Raw genomic sequence first — 22,134 nt, 5'->3', positions numbered from 1 at the left:
AAATGGGCGTAGACGATACTCAACCGCTAATTTCGCATCTGATTGAGCTGCGTAAGCGTCTGATCAACAGCATTCTCGCGATTCTGGTGATTTTTCTGGCGCTGGTTTACTTTGCCAACGACATCTATCAGCTGGTTTCGGCTCCGCTTATCCGACAGATGCCGGTTGGCGCGACGATGATCGCCACGGACGTAGCCTCTCCTTTCTTTACGCCGATCAAGCTGACGTTTATGGTCTCGATCATATTGTCGGTGCCGGTCATTCTTTATCAGGTCTGGGCGTTTGTGGCGCCGGCGCTGTATAAGCATGAACGCCGGCTGGTGATGCCGCTGCTGGTCTCCAGCACGCTGCTGTTCTACACCGGTATGGCCTTCGCCTACTTTGTGGTATTCCCGCTAGCGTTTGGCTTCCTGACGCACGCGGCGCCGGAAGGCGTGCAGGTCTCCACCGATATCCGCAGCTATCTCGACTTCGTTATGGCGCTATTTATCGCTTTCGGCGTCTCGTTTGAAGTGCCGGTGGCCATCGTGCTGCTGTGCTGGATGGGCGTTACCACGCCGGACGATCTGCGTAAGAAGCGGCCCTATGTGCTGGTCGGCGCCTTCGTTGTGGGTATGCTGCTGACGCCGCCGGACGTATTCTCGCAAACGCTGCTGGCGATTCCGATGTACTGCCTGTTTGAAGTTGGCGTCTTCTTCGCCCGCTTCTACACCGGAAAACGACTGACGCGTGATGAAGATGCCGCCGCCGAAGAGGCGGGCAGTAAAGAAGAGTAACTAACCGCCCGTCAGGGCGGTTGTCATATGGGAGTGGCGATGTTTGATATTGGCGTAAATCTGACCAGTTCACAGTTTTCCCGCGATCGCGATGAGGTCGTTATCCGCGCTCAGGCCGCCGGAGTGACCGGTATGCTGCTGACCGGCACCAATCTCCATGAAAGCGAACAGGCGCAGCAGATGGCGCGACGCTATTCCCGCTGCTGGTCAACCGCAGGGGTACACCCGCATGACGGCAGCAGCTGGACGGAGTCGGTCGCGGCGGCGATCGGCGAGCTGGCGCGCAGGCCGGAAGTGGTCGCTATTGGTGAATGCGGCCTCGATTTCAACCGCAACTTTTCGACGCCGGCGGAGCAGGAAGCGGCGTTTAGCGCGCAGCTGGCGCTGGCGGCCGAGCTTTCGCTGCCGGTCTTTTTGCACTGCCGCGACGCCCACGAGCGCTTTCTGACGCTGCTCGCGCCGTGGCTGGATAAGCTGCCCGGCGCGGTGCTGCACTGCTTCACCGGCAGTCGTGATGAGGTGCGCGAGTGTCTGGAAAGAGGTTTGTATATCGGGATCACCGGCTGGGTATGCGACGAGCGCCGCGGCCTTGAGCTGCGCAATCTGCTGACGGAGATCCCGGCCGATCGCCTGCTGATTGAGACCGATGCGCCCTATTTACTGCCGCGGGACCTGAGCCCTAAACCCAACTCCCGGCGTAATGAGCCCATGCATCTGCCGCATATTCTGGCGCGCGTTGCCGGCTGGCGCGGCGAGGAGGCTCAGAGGCTGGAAGAGGTTACGGACGCGAACGCCAGAACGCTGTTTGGCGTTCGCTTTTAACCGTGCCGTCAGATTTTATGGAAGTCGGTATTTTTGACGCTTTGCAGCACCTGCTTGTTAAGCAGGTTTAGCAGCAGAATCGAGCGGGTTTCGCCATCCGGCTCGCTGAAGATCGCCTGCAGGCCTTCGAACGCGCCGTCGGTAATCAGCACGCTATCGCCCCCGTGCGGCGTTTCCGGGTCCGTAATGCCTTCCGGTTTATAGATCGAGAGCTGATGAATAACCGCCGAGGGTACGGTCGCCGGCTGGGCGCCAAAACGCACGAAGCTGTTCACGCCGCGCGTAGCGCTAATGGTTGTGGTATGGATAACTTCCGGATCGAATTCGATAAACAGATAGTTAGGGAACAGGGGTTCGCTGACCGTAGTGCGTTTACCGCGGACAATTTTTTCCAGTGCGATCGTCGGCATCAGGCAATTGACCGCCTGCCGTTCGAGATGTTCCTGGGCGCGCTGAAGCTGCCCACGCTTGCAATACAGTAAATACCAGGCTTGCATAATAACTCTTTCCACTCGATTAGTAGCAAGCATAACAAAAGCCTGGAGCGATCGCGAAAGCCATTATAAGTGAAAACTAAAATTCTATATTCTTTCACGCTAATTTAACAAAAGTACAGCATGGCGCCGGCGAACACCGTATAATCAGCCGCCTGTATAGAGGTCAATAACAACTCCATGAAATACCACGATCTACGCGACTTTCTGACATTACTGGAGCAGCAGGGGGAGCTGAAAAGGATATCCCTGCCGGTCGATCCGCATCTGGAAATCACCGAAATTGCCGATCGCACTTTACGTGCCGGCGGCCCGGCTCTGCTATTCGAAAATCCTAAAGGTTACACCATGCCGGTGCTCTGTAATCTGTTTGGCACGCCGAAGCGCGTGGCGATGGGCATGGGGCAGGAAGACGTTAGCGCGCTGCGGGAAGTGGGCAAGCTGTTAGCTTTCCTCAAAGAGCCCGAGCCGCCAAAAGGCTTTCGCGATCTCTTCGATAAGCTGCCGCAGTTCAAGCAGGTACTGAACATGCCGACTAAGCGCCTGCGCGGCGCTCCCTGCCAGCAGAAAATTATCGAAGGCGAGAGCGTTGACCTGACGCAGATCCCGATTATGACCTGCTGGCCGGATGATGCCGCGCCGCTGATTACCTGGGGGCTGACGGTAACCCGCGGCCCGCATAAGGAGCGGCAGAACCTGGGCATCTATCGCCAGCAGCTGATTGGCAAAAATAAGCTGATTATGCGCTGGCTGTCCCATCGCGGCGGCGCGCTGGATTTCCAGGAGTGGTGCGCGGCGCATCCGGGGGAGCGTTTCCCGGTCTCCGTGGCGCTCGGCGCCGACCCGGCGACAATTCTTGCGGCAGTGACGCCGGTTCCCGATACTCTTTCAGAGTACGCTTTTGCCGGCCTGCTGCGCGGAACGAAAACGGAAGTCGTGAAGTGTATTTCTAACGATCTGGAAGTGCCCGCCAGCGCTGAAATCGTGCTGGAAGGGTATATTGAGCCGGGAGAAATGGCGCCGGAAGGGCCGTACGGCGATCACACCGGCTATTACAACGAAGTGGATAGCTTCCCGGTATTTACGGTGACCCATATCACCCGGCGCGAAGATGCCATTTACCATTCGACCTACACCGGCAGGCCGCCCGATGAGCCCGCCGTATTAGGCGTGGCGCTAAACGAAGTCTTCGTGCCGATTCTGCAAAAGCAGTTCCCGGAAATTGTCGATTTCTATCTGCCGCCGGAAGGGTGCTCTTACCGCCTGGCGGTGGTCACCATGAAGAAACAGTACGCCGGACATGCCAAGCGCGTGATGATGGGCGTATGGTCGTTCCTGCGCCAGTTTATGTACACCAAGTTCGTTATTGTCTGCGATGATGACGTTAACGCGCGCGACTGGAACGATGTGATCTGGGCGATTACTACCCGGATGGACCCGGCTCGTGATACGGTACTGGTAGAAAATACGCCAATTGATTATCTGGATTTTGCCTCGCCGGTTTCCGGCCTGGGTTCAAAAATGGGGCTGGATGCCACCAACAAATGGCCAGGCGAAACCCAGCGAGAATGGGGCCGCCCAATTAAAAAAGATCCTGAGGTGACGGCGCGCGTCGACGCCATCTGGGACGAGCTGGCTATCTTTAAATAACAGTAAGCGGGGCTAACGCCGCTGTTTTGCTCTATTGACCCGACAGAGGGGACGCATGACAACCTTAAGCTGTAAAGTGACCTCGGTGGAGGCGATTACCGATACCGTGTATCGCGTTCGATTAGTGCCTGAAGCGGCGTTCTCTTTCCGCGCTGGCCAGTATCTGATGGTGGTAATGGACGAGCGCGACAAGCGTCCGTTCTCTATGGCCTCTACCCCCGCAGAGCAGGAGTTTATTGAACTGCATATCGGCGCTTCTGAACTAAATCTGTATGCGATGGCGGTAATGGATCGCATCCTGAAAGAGCGTGAGATTGAGGTTGATATCCCGCATGGCGAAGCCTGGCTGCGTGAAGATGAGGATCGTCCGCTTATTCTCATTGCCGGGGGAACCGGTTTTTCATACGTGCGTTCCATTTTGTTAACGGCTTTGGCCCGCAATCCGAATCGCGATATTGCCATCTACTGGGGAGGTCGCGAGGCGAAGCACCTCTACGATCTGTCTGAGCTGGAAGCGCTGAGCATCGAGCATCCTGGCCTGCGCATCGAGCCGGTTGTTGAACAGCCGGAAGAAGACTGGCGCGGACGTTCCGGGACCGTGCTGACCGCGGTGCTGCAGGATTACGGCACCCTGGCGGAGCATGATATCTACATCGCCGGTCGCTTCGAGATGGCTAAAATTGCCCGCGATCTGTTCTGCAACGAGCGTCATGCCCGTGAAGATCGCCTGTTCGGCGACGCCTTCGCGTTTATCTGACTCCCGGCGCCCCGTTCTTGCGGGACGGGGCGGCTGATAGCAGATTGCGGAAATAAAAAACCCGCCCCTGACAGGCGGGAAGAACGGCAACTAAACCTTCTCTCTTCGACATTGCCACCATCACTGCGTTGGCTACGCTCATTCACCCGCATTACTCACTTGCGTCAGCTCAGCGGGATGAATAAGGGACTTCTGTGTCCCTCACCGAATGCGGCCTTCGGCTGTTCTGGCGTCAGTGGCGTTGAGAACCCCCTCAATTAAACCCGCTCAAATACCGTCGCGATCCCCTGACCTAAACCGATGCACATGGTGGCCAGCCCAAACTGCGCGTCTTTGCGTTCCATCTGATTAATTAACGTAGTGCTGATGCGCGCGCCGGAGCAGCCCAGCGGGTGGCCCAGGGCGATCGCCCCGCCGTTAAGGTTGATCTTTTCATCAATCTGCTCCATCAGGCCCAGATCTTTGATGCACGGCAGGATCTGCGCGGCAAACGCCTCGTTCATTTCAAAAACGTCGATATCGCTGGCGCTCAGTCCGGCCTTTTTCAGCGCCAGCTTTGATGCCGGAACCGGTCCGTAGCCCATGATGGACGGATCGCAGCCAACTACGGCCATTGAGCGTACGCGGGCGCGGGGCTTCAGCCCCAGCTCCCGGGCGCGGCTCTCGCTCATTAGCAGCATGGCGGCAGCGCCGTCGGAGAGGGCGGAAGAGGTTCCCGCCGTGACGGTGCCGGTGACCGGGTCAAAGGCGGGCCGCAGCGCGGCCAGCGCTTCGACGGTGGTTCCCGGGCGAATGACTTCGTCATAGTTAAATGATTTCAGTACCCCGTCGGCATCGTGACCGCCCGTGGCGACAATCTCATTTTTAAAGGCCCCGGACTGCGTGGCTGCCCATGCCCGCGCGTGGGAGCGTGCGGCAAACTGGTCCTGCATTTCGCGGCTGATGCCGTGAAGACGCGCCAGCATTTCGGCGGTCAGGCCCATCATGCCGGCGGCTTTAGCGACGTTACGGCTAAGGCCCGGGTGGAAATCGATGCCGTGGCTCATCGGGACGTGGCCCATATGCTCCACGCCGCCGATCAGGCAGACGCTGGCGTCGCCGGTCATGATCATGCGCGCCGCATCGTGCAGCGCCTGCATCGATGAACCGCACAGGCGGTTAACCGTCGTCGCGGGCACCGAGTGCGGGATCTCCGCCAGCAGCGCGGCGTTACGGGCGATGTTAAAACCCTGCTCCAGCGTTTGCTGTACGCAGCCCCAGTAGATATCGTCGATCGCGGTCGCATCGAGCGCCGGATTACGCGATAGCAGGCTACGCATCAGGTGCGCGGAGAGGTCTTCCGCCCGCACGTGGCGAAACGCGCCGCCTTTTGAACGGCCCATCGGGGTACGAATTGCATCGACAATGACAACTTGTTCCATTGTGACTCCTTAAGCCGTTTTCAGCTCGCCTACCGGGCGGGCAGGCTCAACCGGGGGGTAATAGGGTTCGTTATGGCGCGCTTTGTTGCGCAGACCTTCCGGCACCTCATATAGCGGGCCGAGGTGCTGGTACTGCTGCGCCATATCGAGATATTTTGCGCTACCCAGGGTGTCCAGCCAGCGGAAGGCGCCGCCGTGGAACGGAGGGAAGCCGAGGCCATAAACCAGCGCCATATCCGCTTCCGCCGGGCTGGCGATAATGCTCTCTTCCAGGCAACGCACCACTTCGTTGACCATCGGGATCATCATGCGGGCGATAATTTCTTCATCGCTGAAGTCGCGCGTCGGCTGGCTGACGTCGGCCAGCAGGCCGTCAACAGCCGGGTCCTCTTCTTTCTTCGGTTTGCCTTTGCTGTCCTGGGTATAGCGCCAGAAGCCAAGGCCGTTTTTCTGGCCGAAGCGGCCAGCGTCGAACAGGGCGTCAATCGCATCGCGATAATCTTTCTGCATGCGCTGCGGGAAGCCGGCGGCCATCACCGCCTGGGCGTGGTGGGCGGTATCGATACCGACCACGTCGAGCAGGTACGCCGGGCCCATCGGCCAGCCGAACAGCTTCTCCATGACCTTATCGACCTTGCGGAAGTCCGCACCGTCGCGCAGCAGCTGGCTGAAGCCGGCGAAGTAGGGGAACAGCACGCGGTTGACGAAGAAGCCGGGGCAGTCGTTAACCACGATCGGCGTTTTGCCCATCTTGCTGGCCCAGGCCACCACTTTGGCAATCGTCTCGTCCGAGGTTTTTTCACCGCGAATCACTTCAACTAGCGGCATACGGTGTACCGGGTTAAAGAAGTGCATGCCGCAGAAGTTCTCCGGACGCTGCAGCACGCTTGCCAGTTCGCCGATCGGGATCGTTGAGGTATTAGAGGCCAGCACCGTGTCCGGGCGCACTTTACCTTCGGTCTCCGCCAGCACCGCTTTCTTCACTTTCGGGTTTTCGACAACGGCTTCCACGACCACGTCAACGCGCTCAAAGCCGGAGTAGTCCAGGGTTGGGTGAATGGTGCCGATGACGCCTGCCAGCTTCAGACCGTCGATCTTACCGCGTTCCAGCTGCTTGTTGAGCAGCTTGGCGGCTTCGTTGATGCCGAGCGTCAGCGATTTGTCGTTAATATCTTTCATAATCACCGGCACGCCTTTCCAGGCAGACTGATAGGCGATGCCGCCGCCCATAATCCCGGCGCCCAGCACAGCGGCCTGTTTCGGCGTTTCAACGTTTTTGGTCAGCTTCTTCGCTTTACCTTTGACGTACTGATCGTTGAGGAAGATGCCGACCAGCGCGCGGGCTTCTTTGGTGTGCGCCAGCGGGACGAAACTTTGGTTTTCCAGCTTCAGCGCCTCATCGCGGCCGAGTCGCGCGGCGGCTTCAATGGTTTTGACGGCGGTCATCGGCGCCGGATAGTGTTTCCCGGCGGTCTGGGCGACCATGCCTTTCGCAATGGTGAAGCTCATGGCCGATTCGATTTTGCTGAGCTTCAGCGGCTCCAGCTTCGGTTGACGCTTCGCCTGCCAGTCGAGATCGCCGCTAATGGCCTGGCGTAAAATGCTGAGGGCGCCGTCGCGCAGCTTCTCCGGCCTGACGATGCCGTCGACGAGGCCGATTTTCAGCGCCTGATCCGCGCCGACGTCTTTGCCGGCGGCGATAATTTCCAGCGCGCTATCGGCGCCGAGCAGGCGCGGCATGCGAACTGAACCGCCGAAGCCCGGCATAATGCCCAGCTTAGTTTCCGGCAGACCGATGCGCAGATCCGGCGTGGCCAGACGATAATCCGTTGCCAGTACGCACTCGCAGCCGCCGCCCAGCGCATAGCCGTTGATAGCTGAAACGGTGGGGACCGGTAAATCTTCGAGGCGGTTGAAAACGTTATTGGCGAAATGCAGCCATTGGCTTAGCTGCTCCTGCGGCACCAGGAACAGGGAGAGAAATTCGGTAATGTCGGCGCCGACGATAAAGGCCGCTTTGTCAGAGCGCAGCAGCAGCCCTTTAAGATCTTTTTGCTTTTCGAGCACGTCCAGCGCATCGCCGAGGCTGGCTACGGTTGCGGTATCGAGCTTGTTAACCGAGCCGGGAGCATCGAACACCAGTTCGGCAATGCCATCTTCCAGCCAGTCGAGGTACAGGTTGTCGCCTTTGTAGAGCATGTCAGTCTCCTGAATCCAGCAATATGATCTGGTCGTACCAGATGAAGCGGAGTGTGGTATTTATGTTAAAGAATTGCAAACGAGTCTTTAAATAAATGCTGGTCGGATCACATCCGCTGGAAATCGCCCTGCCGGAAGCCGATGTGCTAAGATGCGGAGAGTCACGATCTAATAAAATCAAAGGATAAAAAGATGGAATCACTAGCTGCGCTCTATAAAAACCACATTGCTACCCTACAAGAACGTACCCGTGATGTTTTATCTCGTTTCAAGCTCGATGCCTTATTGATCCACTCCGGCGAGCTGGTTAACGTCTTCCTTGACGATCATCCGTACCCGTTCAAGGTCAATCCGCAGTTTAAAGCGTGGGTGCCCGTCACGCAGGTTCCGAACTGCTGGCTGCTGGTGGATGGCGTCAATAAGCCCAAGCTGTGGTTCTACCTGCCGGTTGATTACTGGCATAACGTTGAGCCGCTGCCGACTTCCTTCTGGACCGAAGAGGTGGAGGTGATTGCTCTGCCGAAGGCGGACGCTATCGGCAGCCAGCTCCCGGCGGCTCGCGGCAACATTGGCTATATCGGACCGGTCCCCGAGCGCGCGCTGGGGTTAGAGATCGCCGCGGATAAAATCAACCCGCAAGGGGTTATCGACTATCTGCATTTCTACCGCTCCTATAAAACGGATTACGAGCTGGCCTGCATGCGCGAAGCGCAGAAATCAGCGATCAACGGCCATCGGGCGGCGTATGAGTCCTTCCTTTCCGGGATGAGCGAGTTCGATATCAACCAGGCCTATCTAACCGCGACCGGCCACCGCGATACCGATGTACCGTACAGCAACATCGTTGCCATCAATGAGCACGCCTCGGTGCTGCACTACACCAAACTGGATCACCGTGCGCCGGCGGAAGCGCGCAGCTTCCTGCTCGATGCCGGGGCGGAATATAACGGCTATGCGGCGGATCTCACGCGTACCTGGGCCGCGCACGGCGATAACGACTTTGCCCAGTTGATTAAGGACGTTAATGACGAGCAGCTGGCGCTGATTAGCACGCTACAAGTCGGAATCAGCTACGTGGATTATCATATCCAGTTCCATCAGCGCATTGCTAAGCTGCTGCGCAAACATCAGATCGTCACCAACATGAGCGAAGAGGAGATGGTCGAAAACGACCTCACCGGGCCGTTTATGCCTCACGGCATTGGCCACCCGCTGGGTCTGCAGGTGCATGATGTTGCCGGCTTTATGCAGGATGATTCCGGTACCCATCTGGCGGCGCCATCTAAATATCCGTACCTGCGCTGCACGCGTGTGATTCAGCCGCGGATGGTGCTGACCATTGAGCCGGGTATCTACTTTATTGAATCTCTGCTGGCTCCGTGGCGTGAAGGGCAGTTCAGCAAGCACTTCAACTGGCAGAAAATTGAAGCGCTGAAGCCGTTTGGCGGCATTCGTATTGAAGATAACGTCGTTATCCATGAGAACAGTGTCGAAAATATGACGCGTGACCTGAAACTGGCCTGATGGACAGCTGGTTGATCCCGGCCTCGCCGGTGAGCTTTGTCGAAGAGGTTAAAAAGAGCCGTTTTATTACGCTACTGGCGCATACCGATGGCGTAATGGCGGCAAAGGCGTTTGTTGAATCAGTGAGAGCGGATCACCCGGACGCTCGCCACCACTGCGTGGCGTGGGTGGCCGGGCCGCCGAATGATTCACAGCAGCTGGGTTTCTCCGACGATGGCGAACCGGCGGGAACGGCGGGTAAACCGATGCTGGCGCAGCTTATGGGCAGCTGCGTCGGTGAGATAACCGCCGTCGTAGTGCGCTACTACGGCGGTATTCTGCTGGGCACCGGTGGCCTGGTGAAGGCCTACGGCGGTGGGGTACACCAGGCGCTTGCCCACCTAACAACGCAGCGCAAGACGCCGCTGACCGCATATACTTTGCAGTGTGAATACGGGCAATTAGCCGGTGTTGAAGCGCTGTTGACCCAGTTCGCAGGGCACATTGTCGAAAGCGAATATCAGGCGTTCGTCCAGCTGCGTGTTGCGCTTCCTCAAGCTGAAGTAGCGTCATTTTCAGCAAAACTGGCTGATTTTAGCCGTGGCTCGTTGCAATTACTGAAGATTGACGAATAATCCCCACCTGATTTTTTGCATATCAAAGGAAGCGCCAGAGATGCATTTTCGCGCGATTACCCGAATCGTTGGACTGCTGGTCATTTTATTTTCGGGGACCATGATCCTTCCGGGATTAGTGGCCCTGATATACCGTGATGGTGCCGGGCGGGCGTTTACCCAGACCTTTTTTGTCGCGCTAGCGATTGGCTCTCTATTATGGTGGCCGAATCGCCGGGAAAAGGGTGAGCTGAAATCCCGTGAGGGCTTCCTGATCGTTGTCCTCTTTTGGACCGTGCTGGGCAGCGTCGGTGCGCTGCCGTTTATCTTCGCCGAACAGCCAAACCTGACGGTCACCGATGCGTTTTTTGAATCCTTCTCTGGCCTTACCACCACGGGCGCGACCACGCTGGTCGGCCTCGACTCGTTGCCTCACGCCATTCTCTTCTATCGTCAGATGCTGCAGTGGTTTGGCGGTATGGGGATCATCGTCCTGGCGGTCGCGATACTGCCGATACTTGGCGTCGGTGGGATGCAACTGTACCGGGCTGAGATGCCCGGGCCGCTGAAGGATAACAAAATGCGCCCGCGAATCGCCGAAACGGCAAAAACGCTGTGGCTCATCTATGTCCTGCTGACCGTCGCCTGCGCGCTGGCGCTGTGGTTCGCCGGGATGCCGGCCTTTGACGCCATCGGCCATAGCTTTTCGACCATCGCCATTGGCGGCTTCTCCACCCATGATGCCAGCGTCGGCTACTTTAACAGTCCGACGATTAACTCGATTATTGCGGTGTTCCTGCTGATCTCCGGCTGTAACTATGGTCTGCACTTTTCATTACTCAGCGGCCGAAGCCTGAAGGTGTACTGGCGTGACCCGGAATTCCGCATGTTTATTGGCGTCCAGCTGACGCTGGTGGTGATTTGCACGCTGGTGCTGTGGCTGCATGATGTTTATAGCTCAGCGTTAACCACGTTGAACCAGGCATTCTTCCAGGTTGTCTCAATGGCCACGACGGCGGGCTTCACCACCGATAGCATTGCGCGCTGGCCGCTATTCCTCCCGGTGCTGCTGCTGTGCTCGGCATTTATCGGCGGTTGTGCCGGCTCGACGGGCGGCGGGCTGAAGGTTATTCGTATCCTGCTACTCTTTAAGCAGGGGAACCGCGAGCTCAAGCGACTGGTACATCCGAATGCGGTATACAGCATTAAGCTGGGCAGTCGCGCTCTGCCGGAACGTATCCTTGAAGCAGTATGGGGATTCTTCTCCGCCTATGCGCTGGTATTTATCATTAGTATGCTGGCGATTATTGCTACCGGCGTCGATGACTTCTCCGCATTTGCTTCGGTCGTCGCAACCTTAAACAACCTGGGACCGGGGCTTGGCGTAGTAGCGGATAACTTTGCGACGATGAATCCGATCGCAAAATGGATCCTGATTGCTAATATGCTGTTTGGTCGTCTGGAAGTATTCACCCTGTTGGTGCTGTTTACCCCCACTTTCTGGCGTGAATAGCTGGAGTATTTGTGAAAACGTTGATTCTATTTTCCACCCGTGACGGGCAGACGCGTGAAATTGCCTCCTTTCTGGCATCCGAGCTGAAAGAGCTGGGCGTTGATGCGGACACCCTCAACCTTAACCGCGCCGATGCGGTTGCATGGCATGACTACGATCGCGTGGTGATTGGGGCGTCCATTCGCTACGGCCATTTCCATCCTGCGGTTGACCGCTTTGTGAAGAAGCACCTGCAATCGCTGAACGCGCTGCCCGGGGCGTTTTTTTCGGTTAACCTCGTCGCGCGTAAACCTGAGAAGCGTACTCCGCAAACCAATAGCTATACGCGCAAGTTCCTGCTCAGCTCGCCGTGGCAGCCGCAGCGCTGCGCGGTGTTCGCCGGCGCGCTGCGCTATCCGCGCTACAGCTGGTACGATCGGGTGATGATCCGCCTGATTATGAAGATGACCGGCGGTGAAACGGATACCAGTAAAGAAGTGGTCTATACCGACTGGCAGCAGGTCGCTAATTTTGCGCGAGAGATCGCACAAATGAGCAGCAAATAGCGGATAAAATCGCCGTGGTGATGGTAAATCGAGCGGTTGAAAAGTTTTTTGCAAACAGGGCTTGTCAACGCCGGAGAACTCCCTATAATGCGCCTCCACTGACACGGAACAACGGCCAGCACGCCGCCGGGTCAGCAGGCTTCAGCGCTGAATATCAGCCGCGAAAGCCGACGGAGAAAAGCAAAATAAACGCTTGACTCTGAATGAGGAAAACGTAATATACGGGACCTCGCGACAGAGCGCTAAAGCGCGTCGCACCTGCTCTTTGACAATTTATCAGACAATCTGTGTGGGCACTCAAAGTGACATGGATTCTTAACGTCTTCGGACGAAAAATGAATACCAAGTCTCTGAGTGAACATACGTAATTCATTACGAAGTTTAATTCAAGAGCATCAAACTTAAATTGAAGAGTTTGATCATGGCTCAGATTGAACGCTGGCGGCAGGCCTAACACATGCAAGTCGGGCGGTAGCACAGAGAGCTTGCTCTCGGGTGACGAGCGGCGGACGGGTGAGTAATGTCTGGGAAACTGCCTGATGGAGGGGGATAACTACTGGAAACGGTAGCTAATACCGCATAACGTCGCAAGACCAAAGTGGGGGACCTTCGGGCCTCATGCCATCAGATGTGCCCAGATGGGATTAGCTTGTAGGTGAGGTAACGGCTCACCTAGGCGACGATCCCTAGCTGGTCTGAGAGGATGACCAGCCACACTGGAACTGAGACACGGTCCAGACTCCTACGGGAGGCAGCAGTGGGGAATATTGCACAATGGGCGCAAGCCTGATGCAGCCATGCCGCGTGTATGAAGAAGGCCTTCGGGTTGTAAAGTACTTTCAGCGAGGAGGAAGGTGTTGAGGTTAATAACCTCAGCAATTGACGTTACTCGCAGAAGAAGCACCGGCTAACTCCGTGCCAGCAGCCGCGGTAATACGGAGGGTGCAAGCGTTAATCGGAATTACTGGGCGTAAAGCGCACGCAGGCGGTCTGTTAAGTCAGATGTGAAATCCCCGGGCTCAACCTGGGAACTGCATTTGAAACTGGCAGGCTTGAGTCTTGTAGAGGGGGGTAGAATTCCAGGTGTAGCGGTGAAATGCGTAGAGATCTGGAGGAATACCGGTGGCGAAGGCGGCCCCCTGGACAAAGACTGACGCTCAGGTGCGAAAGCGTGGGGAGCAAACAGGATTAGATACCCTGGTAGTCCACGCTGTAAACGATGTCGACTTGGAGGTTGTTCCCTTGAGGAGTGGCTTCCGGAGCTAACGCGTTAAGTCGACCGCCTGGGGAGTACGGCCGCAAGGTTAAAACTCAAATGAATTGACGGGGGCCCGCACAAGCGGTGGAGCATGTGGTTTAATTCGATGCAACGCGAAGAACCTTACCTGGTCTTGACATCCACGGAATTCAGCAGAGATGCTTTAGTGCCTTCGGGAACCGTGAGACAGGTGCTGCATGGCTGTCGTCAGCTCGTGTTGTGAAATGTTGGGTTAAGTCCCGCAACGAGCGCAACCCTTATCCTTTGTTGCCAGCGGTTAGGCCGGGAACTCAAAGGAGACTGCCAGTGATAAACTGGAGGAAGGTGGGGATGACGTCAAGTCATCATGGCCCTTACGACCAGGGCTACACACGTGCTACAATGGCATATACAAAGAGAAGCGACCTCGCGAGAGCAAGCGGACCTCATAAAGTATGTCGTAGTCCGGATCGGAGTCTGCAACTCGACTCCGTGAAGTCGGAATCGCTAGTAATCGTGGATCAGAATGCCACGGTGAATACGTTCCCGGGCCTTGTACACACCGCCCGTCACACCATGGGAGTGGGTTGCAAAAGAAGTAGGTAGCTTAACCTTCGGGAGGGCGCTTACCACTTTGTGATTCATGACTGGGGTGAAGTCGTAACAAGGTAACCGTAGGGGAACCTGCGGTTGGATCACCTCCTTACCTGAAAGAACCTGCCTTTGTAGTGTCCACACAGATTGTCTGATGAAAAATAAGCAGTAAAAAATCTCTGCAGGCTTGTAGCTCAGGTGGTTAGAGCGCACCCCTGATAAGGGTGAGGTCGGTGGTTCAAGTCCACTCAGGCCTACCAAATTCATCCTGAATACTGCGTTGTGAAACGACTCGCATACCTCAGTATGCTTCGTCCTTCCACGCCTTGTCTCAGTCTGAATTACCGGTACAAGAGATTAGCAATTACGATGGGGTTATAGCTCAGCTGGGAGAGCGCCTGCCTTGCACGCAGGAGGTCTGCGGTTCGATCCCGCATAGCTCCACCATCCTTTACTGCCCGAAACAAGAAAACTTCCGAGTGTTCCTGAAAAGGTGCACTGCGAAGTTTTGCTCTTTAAAAATCTGGATCAAGCTGAAAATTGAAACGACACACGTTGAGTGTGTTCGAGTCTCTCAAATTTTCGCAACGCGACTGTTTTACGAAACAGCTTCGGGTTGTGAGGTTAAGCGACTAAGCGTACACGGTGGATGCCCTGGCAGTCAGAGGCGATGAAGGACGTGCTAATCTGCGATAAGCGTCGGTAAGGTGATATGAACCGTTATAGCCGGCGATTTCCGAATGGGGAAACCCAGTGCAATTCGTTGCACTATCGTTAAGTGAATACATAGCTTAACGAAGCGAACCGGGGGAACTGAAACATCTAAGTACCCCGAGGAAAAGAAATCAACCGAGATTCCCCCAGTAGCGGCGAGCGAACGGGGAGCAGCCCGGAACCTGAATCAGTTTGTGTGTTAGTGGAAGCGTCTGGAAAGTCGCAGGGTACAGGGTGATACTCCCGTACACTAAAATGCACATTCTGTGAGTTCGAAGAGTAGGGCGGGACACGTGGTATCCTGTCTGAATATGGGGGGACCATCCTCCAAGGCTAAATACTCCTGACTGACCGATAGTGAACCAGTACCGTGAGGGAAAGGCGAAAAGAACCCCGGCGAGGGGAGTGAAAAAGAACCTGAAACCGTGTACGTACAAGCAGTGGGAGCCTCTTTTATGGGGTGACTGCGTACCTTTTGTATAATGGGTCAGCGACTTATATTCTGTAGCAAGGTTAACCGTATAGGGGAGCCGCAGGGAAACCGAGTCTTAACTGGGCGTTAAGTTGCAGGGTATAGACCCGAAACCCGGTGATCTAGCCATGGGCAGGTTGAAGGTTGGGTAACACTAACTGGAGGACCGAACCGACTAATGTTGAAAAATTAGCGGATGACTTGTGGCTGGGGGTGAAAGGCCAATCAAACCGGGAGATAGCTGGTTCTCCCCGAAAGCTATTTAGGTAGCGCCTCGTGAATTCATCTTCGGGGGTAGAGCACTGTTTCGGCTAGGGGGTCATCCCGACTTACCAACCCGATGCAAACTGCGAATACCGAAGAATGTTATCACGGGAGACACACGGCGGGTGCTAACGTCCGTCGTGAAGAGGGAAACAACCCAGACCGCCAGCTAAGGTCCCAAAGTCATGGTTAAGTGGGAAACGATGTGGGAAGGCCCAGACAGCCAGGATGTTGGCTTAGAAGCAGCCATCATTTAAAGAAAGCGTAATAGCTCACTGGTCGAGTCGGCCTGCGCGGAAGATGTAACGGGGCTAAACCATGCACCGAAGCTGCGGCAGCGACACTATGTGTTGTTGGGTAGGGGAGCGTTCTGTAAGCCGTTGAAGGTGGCCTGTGAGGGTTGCTGGAGGTATCAGAAGTGCGAATGCTGACATAAGTAACGATAAAGCGGGTGAAAAGCCCGCTCGCCGGAAGACCAAGGGTTCCTGTCCAACGTTAATCGGGGCAGGGTGAGTCGACCCCTAAGGCGAGGCCGAAAGGCGTAGTCGATGGGAAACAGGTTAATATTCCTGTACTCGGTGTTACTGCGAAGGGGGGACGGAGAAGGCTATGTTAGCCGGGCGACGGTTGTCCCGGTTTAAGCATGTAGGCGGAGGTTCCAGGTAAATCCGGAACCTTTTAACGCTGAGGTGTGACGACGAGGCACTACGGTGCTGAAGTAACAAATGCCCTGCTTCCAGGAAAAGCCTCTAAGCATCAGGTAACATCAAATCGTACCCCAAACCGACACAGGTGGTCAGGTAGAGAATACCAAGGCGCTTGAGAGAACTCGGGTGAAGGAACTAGGCAAAATGGTGCCGTAACTTCGGGAGAAGGCACGCTGATGGTAAGTGAAGCGACTCGCTCGTGGAGCTGAACTCAGTCGAAGATACCAGCTGGCTGCAACTGTTTATTAAAAACACAGCACTGTGCAAACACGAAAGTGGACGTATACGGTGTGACGCCTGCCCGGTGCCGGAAGGTTAATTGATGGGGTTATCCGTAAGGAGAAGCTCTTGATCGAAGCCCCGGTAAACGGCGGCCGTAACTATAACGGTCCTAAGGTAGCGAAATTCCTTGTCGGGTAAGTTCCGACCTGCACGAATGGCGTAATGATGGCCAGGCTGTCTCCACCCGAGACTCAGTGAAATTGAACTCGCTGTGAAGATGCAGTGTACCCGCGGCAAGACGGAAAGACCCCGTGAACCTTTACTATAGCTTGACACTGAACACTGGTCCTTGATGTGTAGGATAGGTGGGAGGCTTTGAAGCGTGGACGCCAGTCTGCGTGGAGCCATCCTTGAAATACCACCCTTTAATGGCTGGTGTTCTAACGTGGGCCCGTAATCCGGGTTGCGGACAGTGTCTGGTGGGTAGTTTGACTGGGGCGGTCTCCTCCCAAAGAGTAACGGAGGAGCACGAAGGTTAGCTAATCCTGGTCGGACATCAGGAGGTTAGTGCAATGGCATAAGCTAGCTTGACTGCGAGCGTGACGGCGCGAGCAGGTGCGAAAGCAGGTCATAGTGATCCGGTGGTTCTGAATGGAAGGGCCATCGCTCAACGGATAAAAGGTACTCCGGGGATAACAGGCTGATACCGCCCAAGAGTTCATATCGACGGCGGTGTTTGGCACCTCGATGTCGGCTCATCACATCCTGGGGCTGAAGTAGGTCCCAAGGGTACGGCTGTTCGCCGTTTAAAGTGGTACGCGAGCTGGGTTTAGAACGTCGTGAGACAGTTCGGTCCCTATCTGCCGTGGGCGCTGGAGAATTGAGGGGGGCTGCTCCTAGTACGAGAGGACCGGAGTGGACGCATCACTGGTGTTCGGGTTGTCATGCCAATGGCATTGCCCGGTAGCTAAATGCGGAAAAGATAAGTGCTGAAAGCATCTAAGCACGAAACTTGCCCCGAGATGAGTTCTCCCTGACTCCTTGAGAGTCCTGAAGGAACGTTGAAGACGACGACGTTGATAGGTCGGGTGTGTAAGCGTAGCGATACGTTGAGCTAACCGATACTAATGAACCGTGAGGCTTAACCTTACAACGCCGAAGCTGTTTTGGCGGATTTGAGAAGATTTTCAGCACTGATTCAGAGTTGAGTACGCAATAATTTGCGCAGCAGCAAGGCGACAAGCGGAGGAAAGGAAGGAGCATACTGAAGTATGTGACTGAGTTTACGAGCGCAGGCAACGCAGCTGATGCGATAAAGAATGGCGTACTGAGCACAAAGAATTTGCCTGGCGGCAACAGCGCGGTGGTCCCACCTGATCCCATGCCGAACTCAGAAGTGAAACGCCGTAGCGCCGATGGTAGTGTGGGGTCTCCCCATGTGAGAGTAGGGAACTGCCAGGCATCAAATAAAACGAAAGGCTCAGTCGAAAGACTGGGCCTTTTGTTTTGTCTGACGTTTGTCGGTGAGCGCTCTCCGGAGGAGGACAAATCCGCCGGGAGCGGATTTGAACGTTGCGGAGCAACGGCCCGGAGGGTGGCGGGCAGGACGCCCGCCATAAACTGCCAGGCATCAAATAAACAGAAAAACCTCATGCGAAAGCATGGGGTTTTTTTGTTGTCCGCGGTTCAGGAAAAGCGATGTATCAGCAATCAAACCAAACAAGCCTTCCCCTGACATATACGGTAAACTAGTGCAGATTTTGCATCAGGAAGCCACTATGAATCTCTCCCTTAAACCCTGGAATACCTTTGGCATCGATCGTACCGCCAAAGCAATTGTGCGCGCCGAAAATGAACAGCAGCTACTGTCTGCCTGGCAGAATGCCACCGCAGAAGAACAGCCGGTCTTAATCCTCGGGGAAGGAAGCAATGTGCTCTTTCTAAAGGACTATTCTGGTACGGTCATTATCAACCGCATCCTGGGGATTGAGGTCACAGAAACGGCTGATGCCTGGCATCTACACGTTGGGGCAGGGGAGAACTGGCACCATCTGGTGCAGTTTACGCTAGATAATGAAATGCCGGGCCTGGAAAACCTTGCCTTAATTCCCGGCTGCGCCGGCTCTTCGCCCATTCAAAATATCGGTGCTTATGGCGTCGAGCTGCAGCGCGTCTGCCTGTATGTCGACTGTATTGAGCTGGCAACCGGACACAAGCAGCGGCTTTCCGCCAACGAATGTCGTTTTGGCTACCGGGATAGTATCTTCAAACATGAGTATCAGGATCGCTATGCCATCGTCGCCGTTGGCCTGAGATTACCTAAAGTCTGGCAGCCGGTGCTGACTTACGGCGATTTAGTCCGTCTTGACCCAAATACCGTGACGCCTCGACAGGTATTTAATGCCGTTTGCCATATGCGGATGAGCAAGCTTCCCGATCCAAAGGTTAATGGCAACGCCGGCAGCTTTTTCAAAAACCCGGTAATTAGCGCGGAGAAAGGGCAGCAGCTGCTGGCCGCTTTCCCAAATGCGCCGCACTACCCGCAGGCGGACGGCAGTATCAAGCTGGCTGCGGGCTGGCTTATCGATCAATGCCAGCTCAAGGGGAAAACCATCGGCGGCGCGGCGGTACATCGCCAGCAGGCGCTGGTATTAATCAACGATCACCATGCATCCAGCGACGATGTGATCGAGCTTGCTCACTACGTCCGCCAGCGGGTTGGCGAGATGTTCAACGTCTGGCTGCAGCCCGAGGTCCGCTTTATTGGCGCAACCGGTGAAGTTAACGCTGAGGAGGCGATTGCATGAGGGACAATACCATTCCCCTGACTCTGATATCTATTCTGGCGGACGGCGAGTTTCATTCCGGAGAGCAGCTCGGTGAGCATCTGGGAATGAGCCGGGCGGCAATCAATAAGCATATTCAGACGCTGCGCGACTGGGGAGTTGATGTCTTTACCGTTCCAGGTAAAGGCTACAGCCTTCCGGAACCGGTTCAACTGCTCAATGAAGAGCTGATTGTCGGGCAGAGCGAGCAGGGTCGTGTCACCGTGCTGTCGGTTATTGATTCCACAAACCAGTATTTATTGGACAGGCTTAACGAGCTGCAGTCTGGCGATGCATGCGTTGCGGAGTATCAGCAGGCTGGGCGCGGTCGCCGCGGGCGCAAGTGGTTCTCGCCATTCGGTGCGAATCTCTATCTTTCCATGTACTGGCGACTGGAGCAGGGACCTGCCGCAGCGGTAGGCTTGAGCCTGGTGATTGGCATTGTCATCGCTGAGGTACTGCAGAGCCTCGGCGCCGATAAGGTTCGCGTGAAGTGGCCAAACGATCTGTACCTTGAGGACCGCAAGCTGTCCGGCATCCTGGTGGAAATGACGGGAAAAACGGGAGATGCAGCGCAGATAGTGAGCGGCGCAGGGATCAATCTGGCGATGCGGCGCGTGGAGTCTGATGTTGTCAATCAGGGCTGGATTAGCCTGCAGGAAGCCGGGATCTCAATCGATCGTAATGCGCTGGCCGCGCGCCTGATTAAAGAACTCCGGGCGGGCCTGCAGCTCTTTGAACAGGAAGGGCTGGCTCCTTATTTGTCGCGCTGGGAGAAATTAGATAATTTCCTCAATCGTCCGGTTAAGCTTATTATCGGAGACAAAGAAATCTTCGGGATCTCTCGCGGCATCGATACCCAGGGAGCCTTATTACTTGAGCAAGATGGGGTGATTAAGCCCTGGGTGGGCGGTGAAATATCTCTGCGTAGCGCCGAATAAATAACAGGGAGCCGAGGCTCCCTTTTTTATTTCCGCAAACGGACCTGGTTGACCGAATGGTTTGCACTCTTGGTCATTATCAGGCTTGCTCTTTCCCGGGTTGGTAGTATATTTTCTTTAAGATTCATTAAGTTAATCTCATTCCATAACGATGTGGCTATATTGATAGCCTCATCTTTAGAGAGCCTGGCATAATTATGGAAATATGAATCGGGATCGGTAAACGCGCCTTCGCGGAATTTTAGAAAACGATTGATATACCAGTTTCGCAGCATTTCTTCCGGCGCATCAACGTATATCGAAAAATCAACAAAATCAGAAACAAACACATGATGGGGATCGTGTGGATAATCCATCCCGCTTTGTAAAACATTCAATCCTTCAAGAATCAAAATGTCCGGCTGGGAAACCGTCTTATCACCATCGGGAATAACATCATAAATCAGGTGTGAATAGACCGGGGCCTTAGCGTTGGCGATGCCTGATTTCAGATCGGAGACGAACTTGACCAGCCGATGCATATCATAAGACTGCGGGAAGCCCTTTTTCTTCATCAGGCCGCGTTCTTTCAGCACGGCATTAGGATGCAGGAAGCCATCGGTGGTGATCAATTCAACATGCCGATGCTCTGGCCAGCGGCTAAGGAGCGCCTGCAGCACGCGGGCGGTTGTACTTTTCCCTACCGCGACGCTTCCGGCGATACTGATGATATAAGGAATACGCTGACCGTTGGTACCAAGAAACTGTTCCAGCACGGCCTGACGGCGCAGGTTGGAACTGATATAGAAGTTAAGCAAACGCGACAGCGGCAAATAAATTTCCGCGACTTCTTCCAGCGAAAGATCTTCGTTGATGCCTTTTAACCGCGTGATCTCTTCCTCTGTTAGCGTCATCGGAACGGAATCACGAAGTGCAGCCCATTGGTTGCGGTTAAATTGTAGATACGGTGTCATTAACGTTTGCTCTTTTTTGCTCATAAGCATTTTCTTACCATCGCCAAATTAAAGACCGGCGGAGATGCTTCACATAAGTTAATCAGGACAATGGGCAGGAGGGTAACACCAGATTGCAGGGAATAATAAGAAAAAAACGCATTGAATGATGCTTTCTCACGCCAACATCACAAGAGTGAAATTTGTCAATAAATGGTCGTCAAAGCTGATACAGGCACAAACGGCAGGGGCAGTAAACGCATGCTGAGCAGTCAACGAACCGGTCAGGCCAATCGGCTACCTATATGTAGCAGAGCACAAAGCAACTTTATCATGCCGGGGGTGCGGCGAAGGTCATGCCGTCGTACCAAAATGCGGCCCTGGCCATCCGCAGCGGGCTTTGAATGGAAATATTGCGAGAGGAATGGCGTTTTTTTGCGCTTCGTCGATTGAAATTACACCGCTTTTTGGTGTTTGAGAGCAAAATATGAGCGATAGAACGATTTATGCAATTTTTTAGTTGCATGAATCCGCAGGTCTCCCTAAAATGCGCGCTACTTGATGCCGACTTAGCTCAGTAGGTAGAGCAACTGACTTGTAATCAGTAGGTCACCAGTTCGATTCCGGTAGTCGGCACCATCAAGTGCCTGGTGGGGTTCCCGAGCGGCCAAAGGGAGCAGACTGTAAATCTGCCGTCATCGACTTCGAAGGTTCGAATCCTTCCCCCACCACCATCTTTCGGCAACGCTTTGCGAAGCCAGAGTTGATTGGTTAAGCTAATCAGCTCAAACAAAAAAAGAGATAACTCTCTTTTTTTTGTTATAGAAAGAACTGGGTAGCCGAGTTTCAGGATGCGGGCATCGTATAATGGCTATTACCTCAGCCTTCCAAGCTGATGATGCGGGTTCGATTCCCGCTGCCCGCTCCAGACG

Annotated in this window: 14 protein-coding genes, 5 tRNA genes and 3 rRNA genes; 18 read left to right on the top strand and 4 right to left on the bottom strand. The window is 55.1% G+C overall.

The window, feature by feature from the left end:
* The first annotated feature begins 2 nt into the window (after positions 1–2).
* Entirely contained in the window at positions 3–776 is a 774-nt protein-coding gene (gene tatC, locus AC1M2H_RS26375) for a Sec-independent protein translocase subunit TatC (RefSeq protein ID WP_464415006.1), read from the top strand.
* A gap of 27 nt (positions 777–803) precedes the next feature.
* Positions 804–1,598, top strand: coding sequence for a 3'-5' ssDNA/RNA exonuclease TatD (gene tatD / locus AC1M2H_RS26370; RefSeq protein ID WP_480149659.1), 795 nt, complete (start codon positions 804–806; stop codon positions 1,596–1,598).
* Between the two features lie 8 nt (positions 1,599–1,606).
* Here the strand turns inward: tatD and rfaH are convergent, their stop codons facing one another.
* Positions 1,607–2,095: a transcription/translation regulatory transformer protein RfaH gene (rfaH, locus tag AC1M2H_RS26365; RefSeq protein ID WP_426813530.1), complete on the bottom strand. Its 489-nt coding sequence runs from the start codon at positions 2,093–2,095 to the stop codon at positions 1,607–1,609.
* Positions 2,096–2,272: 177 nt separating this feature from the next.
* Here rfaH and ubiD point away from each other — a divergent pair, with 177 nt between their 5' ends.
* Together ubiD and fre are read left to right on the top strand one after the other, a co-directional pair.
* Entirely contained in the window at positions 2,273–3,742 is a 1,470-nt protein-coding gene (ubiD, locus tag AC1M2H_RS26360; protein ID WP_426813529.1) for a 4-hydroxy-3-polyprenylbenzoate decarboxylase, read from the top strand.
* A 55-nt stretch (positions 3,743–3,797) separates the two neighbouring features.
* The gene (gene fre / locus AC1M2H_RS26355) at positions 3,798–4,499 is read left to right on the top strand and encodes an NAD(P)H-flavin reductase (RefSeq protein ID WP_095105211.1); all 702 of its coding nucleotides are present in this window, start codon (positions 3,798–3,800) and stop codon (positions 4,497–4,499) included.
* A 257-nt stretch (positions 4,500–4,756) separates the two neighbouring features.
* Here the strand turns inward: fre and fadA are convergent, their stop codons facing one another.
* On the bottom strand, positions 4,757–5,920 hold the full coding sequence (fadA, locus tag AC1M2H_RS26350; RefSeq protein ID WP_480149658.1) for an acetyl-CoA C-acyltransferase FadA: 1,164 nt from the start codon (positions 5,918–5,920) through the stop codon (positions 4,757–4,759).
* Between the two features lie 9 nt (positions 5,921–5,929).
* Complete coding sequence (gene fadB / locus AC1M2H_RS26345; protein ID WP_480149657.1) at positions 5,930–8,119, bottom strand: fatty acid oxidation complex subunit alpha FadB; 2,190 nt, start codon at positions 8,117–8,119, stop codon at positions 5,930–5,932.
* A 192-nt stretch (positions 8,120–8,311) separates the two neighbouring features.
* Here fadB and pepQ point away from each other — a divergent pair, with 192 nt between their 5' ends.
* From pepQ to birA, 11 genes are all read left to right on the top strand, one after another.
* Entirely contained in the window at positions 8,312–9,643 is a 1,332-nt protein-coding gene (pepQ, locus tag AC1M2H_RS26340) for a Xaa-Pro dipeptidase (protein ID WP_480149656.1), read from the top strand.
* Positions 9,643–10,257: an IMPACT family protein gene (locus AC1M2H_RS26335; RefSeq protein WP_480149655.1), complete on the top strand. Its 615-nt coding sequence runs from the start codon at positions 9,643–9,645 to the stop codon at positions 10,255–10,257. The genes pepQ and AC1M2H_RS26335 overlap by 1 nt, the downstream gene beginning before the upstream one ends.
* A 40-nt stretch (positions 10,258–10,297) precedes the next feature.
* Positions 10,298–11,749: a Trk system potassium transporter TrkH gene (gene trkH / locus AC1M2H_RS26330; protein ID WP_480149654.1), complete on the top strand. Its 1,452-nt coding sequence runs from the start codon at positions 10,298–10,300 to the stop codon at positions 11,747–11,749.
* An 11-nt stretch (positions 11,750–11,760) separates the two neighbouring features.
* Complete coding sequence (gene hemG, locus AC1M2H_RS26325; protein WP_480149653.1) at positions 11,761–12,294, top strand: menaquinone-dependent protoporphyrinogen IX dehydrogenase; 534 nt, start codon at positions 11,761–11,763, stop codon at positions 12,292–12,294.
* 403 nt (positions 12,295–12,697) lie between these two features.
* A 16S ribosomal RNA gene (locus AC1M2H_RS26320) occupies positions 12,698–14,237 on the top strand.
* A gap of 71 nt (positions 14,238–14,308) precedes the next feature.
* Positions 14,309–14,385 (top strand) — tRNA-Ile (locus AC1M2H_RS26315).
* A 111-nt stretch (positions 14,386–14,496) separates the two neighbouring features.
* Positions 14,497–14,572 (top strand) — tRNA-Ala (locus AC1M2H_RS26310).
* A gap of 175 nt (positions 14,573–14,747) precedes the next feature.
* Positions 14,748–17,653, top strand: a 23S ribosomal RNA gene (locus tag AC1M2H_RS26305).
* A gap of 196 nt (positions 17,654–17,849) precedes the next feature.
* A 5S ribosomal RNA gene (gene rrf / locus AC1M2H_RS26300) occupies positions 17,850–17,965 on the top strand.
* Together the 16S, 23S and 5S rRNA genes with 2 tRNA genes alongside form the textbook arrangement of a ribosomal RNA operon.
* Positions 17,966–18,282: 317 nt before the next feature.
* Positions 18,283–19,311, top strand: a complete 1,029-nt coding sequence (gene murB, locus AC1M2H_RS26295) for a UDP-N-acetylmuramate dehydrogenase (protein WP_480149652.1) — start codon at positions 18,283–18,285, stop codon at positions 19,309–19,311.
* Entirely contained in the window at positions 19,308–20,270 is a 963-nt protein-coding gene (birA, locus tag AC1M2H_RS26290; RefSeq protein WP_480149651.1) for a bifunctional biotin--[acetyl-CoA-carboxylase] ligase/biotin operon repressor BirA, read from the top strand. Before murB ends, birA begins: the two co-directional genes overlap by 4 nt.
* Positions 20,271–20,296: 26 nt before the next feature.
* On the opposite strand, the gene coaA is transcribed toward birA, so the two are convergent.
* Positions 20,297–21,247 carry a type I pantothenate kinase gene (gene coaA, locus AC1M2H_RS26285; protein ID WP_426813520.1) on the bottom strand — a complete coding sequence of 317 codons (951 nt, stop codon included), beginning with the start codon at positions 21,245–21,247 and terminating at the stop codon, positions 20,297–20,299.
* Between the two features lie 518 nt (positions 21,248–21,765).
* Between coaA and AC1M2H_RS26280 the strand changes: the two genes are divergently transcribed.
* The 3 genes from AC1M2H_RS26280 to AC1M2H_RS26270 all read left to right on the top strand — a co-directional run bounded on the left by AC1M2H_RS26280 (position 21,766) and on the right by AC1M2H_RS26270 (position 22,130).
* Positions 21,766–21,841: transfer RNA gene (locus AC1M2H_RS26280), tRNA-Thr, on the top strand.
* A 10-nt stretch (positions 21,842–21,851) separates the two neighbouring features.
* Positions 21,852–21,936: transfer RNA gene (locus AC1M2H_RS26275), tRNA-Tyr, on the top strand.
* A 119-nt stretch (positions 21,937–22,055) separates the two neighbouring features.
* A tRNA-Gly gene (locus AC1M2H_RS26270) sits at positions 22,056–22,130 on the top strand.
* Positions 22,131–22,134 lie beyond the last annotated feature (4 nt).

The organism is Klebsiella sp. F11, from assembly GCF_056712265.1.
This window is presented reverse-complemented; position numbering and strand designations above follow the sequence as displayed.

Excerpts from the sequence above, each read along its gene's own strand:
- AC1M2H_RS26335 (WP_480149655.1), top strand. The coding sequence starts at position 9,643 with ATGGACAGCTGGTTGATCCCGGCCTCGCCGGTGAGCTTTGTCGAAGAG.
- fre (WP_095105211.1), top strand. The coding sequence starts at position 3,798 with ATGACAACCTTAAGCTGTAAAGTGACCTCGGTGGAGGCGATTACCGAT.
- tatC (WP_464415006.1), top strand. The coding sequence starts at position 3 with ATGGGCGTAGACGATACTCAACCGCTAATTTCGCATCTGATTGAGCTG.
- trkH (WP_480149654.1), top strand. The coding sequence starts at position 10,298 with ATGCATTTTCGCGCGATTACCCGAATCGTTGGACTGCTGGTCATTTTA.
- fadA (WP_480149658.1), bottom strand. The coding sequence starts at position 5,920 with ATGGAACAAGTTGTCATTGTCGATGCAATTCGTACCCCGATGGGCCGT.
- fadB (WP_480149657.1), bottom strand. The coding sequence starts at position 8,119 with ATGCTCTACAAAGGCGACAACCTGTACCTCGACTGGCTGGAAGATGGC.
- tatD (WP_480149659.1), top strand. The coding sequence starts at position 804 with ATGGGAGTGGCGATGTTTGATATTGGCGTAAATCTGACCAGTTCACAG.
- birA (WP_480149651.1), top strand. The coding sequence starts at position 19,308 with ATGAGGGACAATACCATTCCCCTGACTCTGATATCTATTCTGGCGGAC.
- ubiD (WP_426813529.1), top strand. The coding sequence starts at position 2,273 with ATGAAATACCACGATCTACGCGACTTTCTGACATTACTGGAGCAGCAG.
- murB (WP_480149652.1), top strand. The coding sequence starts at position 18,283 with ATGAATCTCTCCCTTAAACCCTGGAATACCTTTGGCATCGATCGTACC.
- coaA (WP_426813520.1), bottom strand. The coding sequence starts at position 21,247 with ATGAGCAAAAAAGAGCAAACGTTAATGACACCGTATCTACAATTTAAC.
- rfaH (WP_426813530.1), bottom strand. The coding sequence starts at position 2,095 with ATGCAAGCCTGGTATTTACTGTATTGCAAGCGTGGGCAGCTTCAGCGC.
- pepQ (WP_480149656.1), top strand. The coding sequence starts at position 8,312 with ATGGAATCACTAGCTGCGCTCTATAAAAACCACATTGCTACCCTACAA.